Genomic DNA, 7737 nt, shown 5'->3' on the forward strand with positions numbered 1-7737 from the left:
CGGAGCGCCCGAGGCCGGGACGCGGGGCGGACCGGGGCCGGCACGGCGCCGGCGGCCGGGGCGCTCGCGCCCGGGGTGCTCGCCGGGGGCGACCTCGACGCCGGGATCCGCTCGCTCCAGGCCCATCTGCGTTCCCAACCCCGTGACTTCGGCGGCTGGGCCGCCCTGGGCGCCGCCTACGTCGAGCAGGCCCGGACCCTCGGGGACCCCTCGCGCTACCCGCAGGCCGAGCGGGCCCTCGACCGCTCCCTCGCCCTCGCGCCCGGCAACGAGCGGGCCCTCGCCGGGCGGGCCGCGCTCGCCGCGGCCCGGCACGACTTCACCGGCGCCCTGGAGTACGCCGACCGGGCCCTGGAGCAGAACCCCTACAGCGAACGCGCCCTGTGCTCCCGCATCGACGCCCTGGTCGAGCTCGGCCGGTACGACGAGGCGGCCCGGGCCGCCCGCACCGCCGACCGCAGGCGGCCCGGGGTGCCCGTCTTCACGCGGTACGCGTACGTGCGGGAGCTGCACGGCGACGTGCGGACCGCGCGGAGGGTGCTGGAACAGGCCCTGGACGGCGCCTCCTCGCCCGCCGACACGGCGTACGTCGCGACCGCGCTCGGGCGGCTCGCTCAGGATCAGGGGGACCACCGGGCGGCCCTGCGCCACTACGCCCGTGCGCTCGCCGCCGACGAGGACCACCTCCCCGCCCTGGAGGGCCGTGCCCGGGCCCAGGCCGCGAGCGGGGACCGCGCGGGCGCCGTCGCGACGCTGGAGCACGTCGTCGCCCGCTCCCCGCTGCCCGGCCCGCTGGTCGCCCTCGGTGAGCTGTACGAGGACCGCGGCGCCGACGGCGACCGTGCGAAGGCCCGCGCGCAGTACGCCCTGGTCGGCGCCTGGACCGCGCTGGCCCGCGCCGGGGGTGTGCACGCCGACCTCGACACCGCGCTCGCCGCCGCCGACCACGGCGACCCCGAGGAGGCCCTGCGCGCGGCCCGCGCCGCGTGGGACCGCCGGCGCAGTGTGCACACCGCGGACGCCCTCGCCTGGGCGCTGCACGCGAACGGCCGCGACGAGGAGGCCCTCCCGTACGCCCGCCGGGCCACGGCCACCGGGTACCGCAACGCCGTCCTCCTCTACCACCGCGGCATGATCGAGCACGCCACCGGGCACGACCGCGCCGCCCGTGCCTCGCTCACGGCGGCCCTGGAGCTGAACCCCGGCTTCTCCCCCCTCGGCGTCCGGGCCGCCCGTGCCGCGCTGAAGGACCTGGAGGGGGCGCGGTGATCCTCCCCCGTGCCGTCGCCGCCGCGGCCGCCGTCCTCACCGCCGCGGGCGCGCTCGTCCTGGTCCCGGCCGCGCCGGCGGGCGCGCACCCGCTCGGCGACTTCACCGTCAACCGCTACGACGGGCTGGTCGCCGCGCCCGGTGAACTCCGCGTCCGCCACGTCGAGGACCTCGCGGAGATCCCGGCCGCGCAGGCCGGTCCGGACATCGGCCGGCTGGGCCGGGACGCGTGGGCGCGGCAGCGGTGCGCCACGGCCGCGCGGGACAGCGAGGTGCGCGTCGACGGGCGCGCGGTCCCGCTCACCGTGCGCGGCAGCGGGGTGCGCGTGCGGCCCGGCCGGGCCGGGCTCGACACCCTGCGCGTGGAGTGCGGGCTGACCGCTCCCCTGCCGGAGGGCGGCGCGGTGGACGTCGTCTTCCGCGCGGCGGGCGCGGCGTCCGGGCCGGGCTGGCGGGAGATCACCGCGCGCGGCGACCGTACGACGCTCGTCGGCTCGGACGTACCGGGGACCTCGCTCTCCCGCGAACTGACGCGCTATCCGGAGAGGTTGCTCTCCTCACCGGCCGACACCACGAGCGCGGCCCTGCGCGTCCGCCCCGGCGGCCCGGCAGCGGCCGGGCGGGAGGCCGACGCGCCCGCCTCCTCCGTGCTGCCCCGCGGCGCCGACCGCTGGACCCGCGCCCTGGACGGCCTCGTCGCGCGACGCGGCCTCACGGCCGGCTTCGCCGCGCTCGCCCTGCTGATCGCCGTCGTCCTCGGCGCGACGCACGCGCTCGCGCCGGGCCACGGCAAGACCCTCATGGCCGCGACGGCGGCGGCGCGCGGTGGCCGGGCCCGCCTGCGGGACGTGCTGCCCATGGCCGCCTCGGTGACGGTCACCCACACCCTCGGCGTGGTCGCCCTGGGCCTGCTGGTCACGGCCGGTTCGGCCGCCGCGCCCTCGGTGGTCGCCTGGCTGGGCGTCGCGAGCGGCGCCCTCGTCACCCTGGCCGGTGCGAGCCTGGTACGCCGCGCCCTGCGCGACCGGGGCCGTGCGCACCACCCCCCGCCCCCGCACGACGACGGGCACGGGCACCACCACGGACACGAGCACCACCACGGACACGAGCACCACCATGGACACGAGCACCACCACGGGCACGGGCACCACCATGGCCACGAGCACCATCACGGGCACGGGCACCATCACGGACACGGGACGACGCACACCCACGGCGGCCGCACCCACACGCATCCGGCCGCGCCCACCCTCCGCGGCGCGGTCCTGCTCGGTCTCGCCGGCGGGCTGGTGCCCAGTCCGTCCGCCGTGGTGGTGCTGGTCGGCGCCGCGGCGCTCGGCCGGGCCTGGTTCGGGCTGCTGCTCGTCGTCGCGTACGGCGCGGGCCTGGCCCTGACCCTCGTCGCGGCCGGGTACGCGGTCGTCGGGGCGGGCCGTGGCGTGAGACGGCTCCTGGCCCGGCGCCCCCGCTGGACGGCGGCCCCGTGGGTGGCGCCGGTGCGCCAGAGCGCTCCCCTGGGGTCGGCGTTCGTCGTCGTGGCCCTGGGGGCCGGATTGGTGTTCAGGGGGGCGGCATCCGCACTCGGCTGAGCTACTTTCATGAGGAAAGGGAGAATTCGCCCGGCTGCGAAGGGGGACGCCGTGTCCGAGGAACCGGGCGGTGGGCGGGTGGTCGCGGGCCGCTACCGGCTGCTGTCGCCCCTGGGCGAGGGCGGTATGGGCACCGTGTGGCGGGCCCGTGACGAGGTGCTGCACCGCGAGGTCGCCGTCAAGGAGGTCCGCGCCCCGGCCGGGCTGCCGGCGGCCGACGTGGAGCGGATGTACGCCCGTCTGGAACGGGAGGCCTGGGCGGCGGCCCGGATCACCGACCGCAACGTGGTGACGGTGTACGACGTGGCGACCGAGGACGGGCGCCCGTGGATCGTCATGGAGCTGGTGCGCGGCCTGTCGCTGGCCGAGGTGCTGGACGCCGAGGGCCCCCTGCCGCCGCGGCGGGCCGCGCACATCGGCGCGGAGGTGCTGGCCGCCCTGCGGGCCGCGCACGGGGCGGGGGTGCTGCACCGGGACGTGAAGCCCGCCAACGTCCTGATCGCGAACGACGGGCGGATCGTGCTCACCGACTTCGGGATCGCCAGGGTCGAGGGCAGCTCCGCGCTGACCATGACCGGGGAGGTCGTCGGGTCGCCCGAGTTCCTCGCCCCGGAGCGGGCGCTGGGCCGCACGCCCGGCCCCGCGTCGGACCTGTGGTCGCTGGGCGTGCTGCTGTACGCGGCCGTCGAGGGCACCTCGCCCTTCCGCCGGGACACCCCGCTGAGCACCCTGCGGGCGATCGTCGACGAGGAGTTGCCGCCGCCGCGCCGGGCCGGCCCGCTCGCCCCGGTCGTCGAGGGGCTGTTGCGCAAGGACCCGGCCGAGCGGCTGACGGCGGAGCGGGCGCACCAGGACCTGCGGGTCGTCGGCGCGGGTGGCACGCCCCGCGCGGACACGGCGCGTTCGGGGCCGTACGCCCCGACGGCGGTCGCGCTCCCCCGGCCGGGCCCGGAGCCGTACCGCTCCCGCTCCTCGTCCGCGCCCCCGGTGCCGGTCGCGGGAGCGCCGACCGCGACCACCCGGCCCGAGCGCGGCCGGCGGGCCGCGGCCGTCCTGGTCGCGGGCGTGGTGGTACTGGCCCTGGCGCTGGCCGGGCTGACGTATGTGCTGCTGGACCGCGGGGACGGCGGGTCCGGCGCCGAGGGCCCCGGTGGGCAGGCGAGTTCGCCCGCACGGACCGGTGACGACGAGGCCGACGACGGGACGCCGGGGACGGGCGGGCCGACCCCCTCCCCCACCGGGGGCGACGACGAGGAGGAGACCGTTCCCCCGCCGCAGACGGTGTCGGTGACGGTGACCGGCGCGCGCACGGAGTACTCCGGCGGCTGTCCGCCGCCCGAGGAGCGGGCGCCCGCGTTCACGGCGACGTTCACGGTGGGGCGGCTGCCGGCCGAGGTCTCCTACCGCTGGGTGGCCGAGGACGGTTCGGTGGCCGACCCGGGCTGGCGGACGCTGTCGTTCCACGAAGGGGGCGGGCGCACGAAGCGGGACACGGTGGTCGTGACGACGCACACGGAGACCGGGACGTTCGAGAGCGAGATCGGGGTGGAGGTCCGGGGGCCGGTGCGGACGTCCTCCGAGCCGGTGCCGTTCTCGGTGGCGTGCGAGCCGGAGACCCCGTCGGACGGGGTCTCCCCTTCTCCTTCCGGTTCGGTGACCGGGCCCTGACGGGTCAGGCCGCGCCGTTCAGCACCGGCAGATAGCCGCCGGACTGCCCGGCGGCCGTCGGGTGGTACGAGTTGCCGATGTTGAACCAGTCCACGCTGTGCAGCCAGGAGCTGCCGGAGCAGATCTCGTGGCCGGTGAAGGTGGTGCGGACGTCGCCGAAGGTGAAGCCGTGGGCGCGGGCGCGCTGGGCGATGGCGTTGTCGAGGTGGTCCGCGGCGTCGTTGATCGCCTTCCGCTTGGTCTCGGAGAGACCGATGCAGGAGGTGCCGAGTTTGTAGAAGCGGGGGTAACCGAGCACCACCACGTGGGCGTTGGGGGCCCGGGTGCGGACGGCGGTGTAGACGCTGTCGAGCCGGCCGGGCAGCGTCGAGTCGACGTAGGACCGGGCGGTGGCGATCCGGGAGAGGCAGGTGCTGTCGGACTGGAGCACACAGGTCGTCATGACGTCGGCGAACCCGGCGTCGTTGCCGCCGACGCTGAGGGAGACGAGACCGGTGGCGGAGCTGAGCGGGCCGAGCTGCCCGGAGAGAACATCACCCGTACGAGCGCCCGAGCAGGCGGTGAAGTCGAAGGACGAGGGTGAGTTGGCGGCCGCCCAGAGGTACGGGTAGGCCTTCGTGCTGCGCTTGCAGTCGCCGCTGGAGGAGATGTAGCTGCCGGCTCCGACACCGGAGGAGTAGGAGTCGCCGAGCGCCACATAGCCGCCGGCTGCGGCCTGTTGGGACGCCTGGGCCGTCGCGGCGCCGGTGAGGGCGGCGGTGGCGGCGAGGAGGAACGAGCTCAGGAAGAGGGCAAGTCGGGAACGTCTCATGGAACCTCCCTTTAGCAGGATCTCTGCCTCAACCGTCGTAGCAACTACGCGTGTTGACTGGAAGTGTCCATGCCAAGAATTCTCGACTCCCCCCAGGAACCGCCCGACTTCTTCACACGAACCATCGCACGGGGCGACCGTTCAACACTGGACGAAATCCGGCCGTGGGGACTTTCGGCCCTTGACGCCCCCTACGGGGTGCGTCACATTGAAGCCCGGCATTGGACGCGTCGGGGGGCAAAGTCGGCCATGCAGACACGCATATCCGGGCAAGAGCCACACCTGACGGCCGATCCGGCAAAAACGTGAGACGTCGTTCCCGGTCTTGCCATAGGGGTTCAATCGTCAATACCGTCATACATCTCACCCGCATCGGTCCGTCAGTACGCGGCTCCAGGGGAGGGCTCAGGAGCACGGCGAACCGGCGCGGGGCGCGGTAGGGGGGTGCCGTGCCCGGTGGCCGCAACGGTGGCCGGGCCGTGCCGCGCGGTCGGCTGCCGTTTTTCGCGGCCGATCAGATTTGCCAGCTCACCCGGCGTGCGCTTCGGCTCCGTCCGTCGTGCCGTGGGGTGAGAACCCCCCTTTCGAACCGGACGAACAGCCGGGCCGCCCGGGGGCGGGCGGTCCACCGGACGAGAGGGACCAGACTCATGAGTTCCGTTCTGCAGCCGGCGACCGCGGACCAGGATCCGCCGACCGCCGTCACGTACCGGCCCGTCTCCTCGCACCTGGCCATCGCGCCACCGGTGAGCGTGGTGATACCGGCCATGAACGAGGCGGAGAACCTGCCGTACGTGTTCAAGACGCTTCCCGACTGGATCCACGAAGTGGTCCTGGTCGACGGCAACTCCACCGACGACACCGTCGAGGTGGCCCGCGGACTGTGGGCGGACGTCAAGGTCGTCGAACAGCGCGGCAAGGGCAAGGGCGACGCCCTGCGCACCGGGTTCGAGGCCTGCACCGGCGACATCATCGTGATGGTCGACGCGGACGGCTCGGCGGACGGCAACGAGATCGTCAGCTACGTCTCCGCCCTGGTCTCCGGCGCGGACTTCGCCAAGGGGTCCCGCTTCGCCAACGGCGGCGGCACCGACGACATGACCTTCATCCGCAAGCTCGGCAACCGGGTGCTGTGCGCCGTCGTCAACCGCAAGTTCGGCGCCCGCTACACCGACCTCTGCTACGGGTACAACGCCTTCTGGCGGCACTGCCTGGACAAGATCGACCTCGACTGCACCGGCTTCGAGGTCGAGACCCTGATGAACATCCGGGTCGTCAAGGCCGGTCTCAAGGTGCAGGAGATCCCCAGCTACGAGTACCTGCGCATCCACGGCACCAGCAACCTGCGGGCCGTGCGCGACGGGTTGCGCGTGCTGAGAGTGATCCTCGGGGAGCGGTCCAACCGGCGTGCGCTGCGCCGCCGTGCGCACCACTCGCCGCTGCTCGACACGGGCCGGGGGAAGGTGTCTTGAGCGAGCCCGGCACCCCCGGTGTCTCGGTCGTGATCTGCGCCTACACCGAGGACCGCTGGGAGGACGTCCTCGCGGCGGTCGCCTCGGTGCGGGCGCAGTCACGGCCGGCCCTGGAGACCCTGCTGGTCGTGGACCACAACCGGGCCCTCCTGGACCGTCTGGACCGGGAGTACAAGGAGACCGGCGACGTGCGGGTGCTCGCCAACGCGGGCCCCCGCGGCCTGTCCGCCGGCCGCAACACCGGAATCGCCGCCGCGCGCGGCGAGATCGTCGCCTTCCTCGACGACGACGCCGTGGCCGAACGCGACTGGCTGAAGTACTTCGCCGAGGCGTACGCCGATCCGCGCGTGATGGCGGTCGGCGGGCGCACCGAACCGGTCTGGGCGTCGGGCCGACGCCCCGTCTGGTTCCCCGAGGAGTTCGACTGGGTGGTGGGCTGCACCTACCGGGGGCTGCCGCGCGGACGGGTGCGGGTGCGCAACGTCCTCGGCGGCAACGCCTCCTTCCGGCGCAGCGCCTTCGACGCGGCGGGCGGCTTCGCCACCGGCATCGGGCGCGACGGGAGCAAACGCCCGCTGGGCGGGGAGGAGACGGAGCTGTGCATCCGCCTCAGCCGCGCCCGCCCGGACGCGATCCTGCTGATCGACGACCGCGCGGTGATCCACCACCGGGTGCCCGGGTCCCGCGAGCACTTCCGCTACTTCCGGACCCGGACGTACGCCGAGGGCCTGTCCAAGGCGCTGGTCGCCCGCAGCGTCGGCGCGCAGAAGGGGCTGGAGTCCGAACGCCGGTACACCACGCGCGTCCTGCCGGCCGGGGTGGCGCGGGGCCTGCGCGACGCCCTGCTGGCCCGGCCGGGCGGCGCGGGACGCGCGGGGGCGATCGTCGCCGGGGTGCTCACGGCGGCCGGCGGCTACGTGGTGGGGAG

6 protein-coding genes are annotated in these 7737 nt (G+C 75.1%); 5 read left to right on the top strand and 1 reads right to left on the bottom strand.

The window, feature by feature from the left end; all coding sequences use genetic code 11:
* The 3 genes from B7L92_RS13175 to B7L92_RS13185 form a co-directional block, all read left to right on the top strand.
* On the top strand, nt 1-1269 hold a 1269-nt coding region (locus tag B7L92_RS13175; RefSeq protein ID WP_107501470.1), incomplete at its 5' end, for a tetratricopeptide repeat protein.
* Nucleotides 1266-2858, top strand: a complete 1593-nt coding sequence (locus B7L92_RS13180; protein WP_438363990.1) for a HoxN/HupN/NixA family nickel/cobalt transporter — start codon at nt 1266-1268, stop codon at nt 2856-2858. The genes B7L92_RS13175 and B7L92_RS13180, both read left to right, overlap by 4 nt.
* A 78-nt stretch (nt 2859-2936) precedes the next feature.
* Complete coding sequence (locus B7L92_RS13185) at nt 2937-4526, top strand: serine/threonine-protein kinase (RefSeq protein ID WP_081237606.1); 1590 nt, start codon at nt 2937-2939, stop codon at nt 4524-4526.
* 4 nt (nt 4527-4530) lie between these two features.
* Here B7L92_RS13185 and B7L92_RS13190 read toward each other — a convergent pair whose 3' ends face one another.
* On the bottom strand, nt 4531-5337 hold the full coding sequence (locus tag B7L92_RS13190) for an SGNH/GDSL hydrolase family protein (protein WP_016826941.1): 807 nt from the start codon (nt 5335-5337) through the stop codon (nt 4531-4533).
* 650 nt (nt 5338-5987) lie between these two features.
* On the opposite strand from B7L92_RS13190, the gene B7L92_RS13195 reads away from it, so the two are divergent.
* Together B7L92_RS13195 and B7L92_RS13200 are read left to right on the top strand one after the other, a co-directional pair.
* Nucleotides 5988-6809, top strand: coding sequence for a glycosyltransferase family 2 protein (locus B7L92_RS13195; protein ID WP_081237602.1), 822 nt, complete (start codon nt 5988-5990; stop codon nt 6807-6809).
* The coding region (locus B7L92_RS13200) for a glycosyltransferase family 2 protein (protein ID WP_081237603.1) at nt 6806-7737 on the top strand (932 nt) is incomplete at its 3' end. The genes B7L92_RS13195 and B7L92_RS13200, both read left to right, overlap by 4 nt.

Origin of the sequence: Streptomyces viridosporus (genome assembly GCF_002078235.1) — a bacterium.
Taxonomy (GTDB): Bacteria; Actinomycetota; Actinomycetes; order Streptomycetales; family Streptomycetaceae; genus Streptomyces; species Streptomyces viridosporus.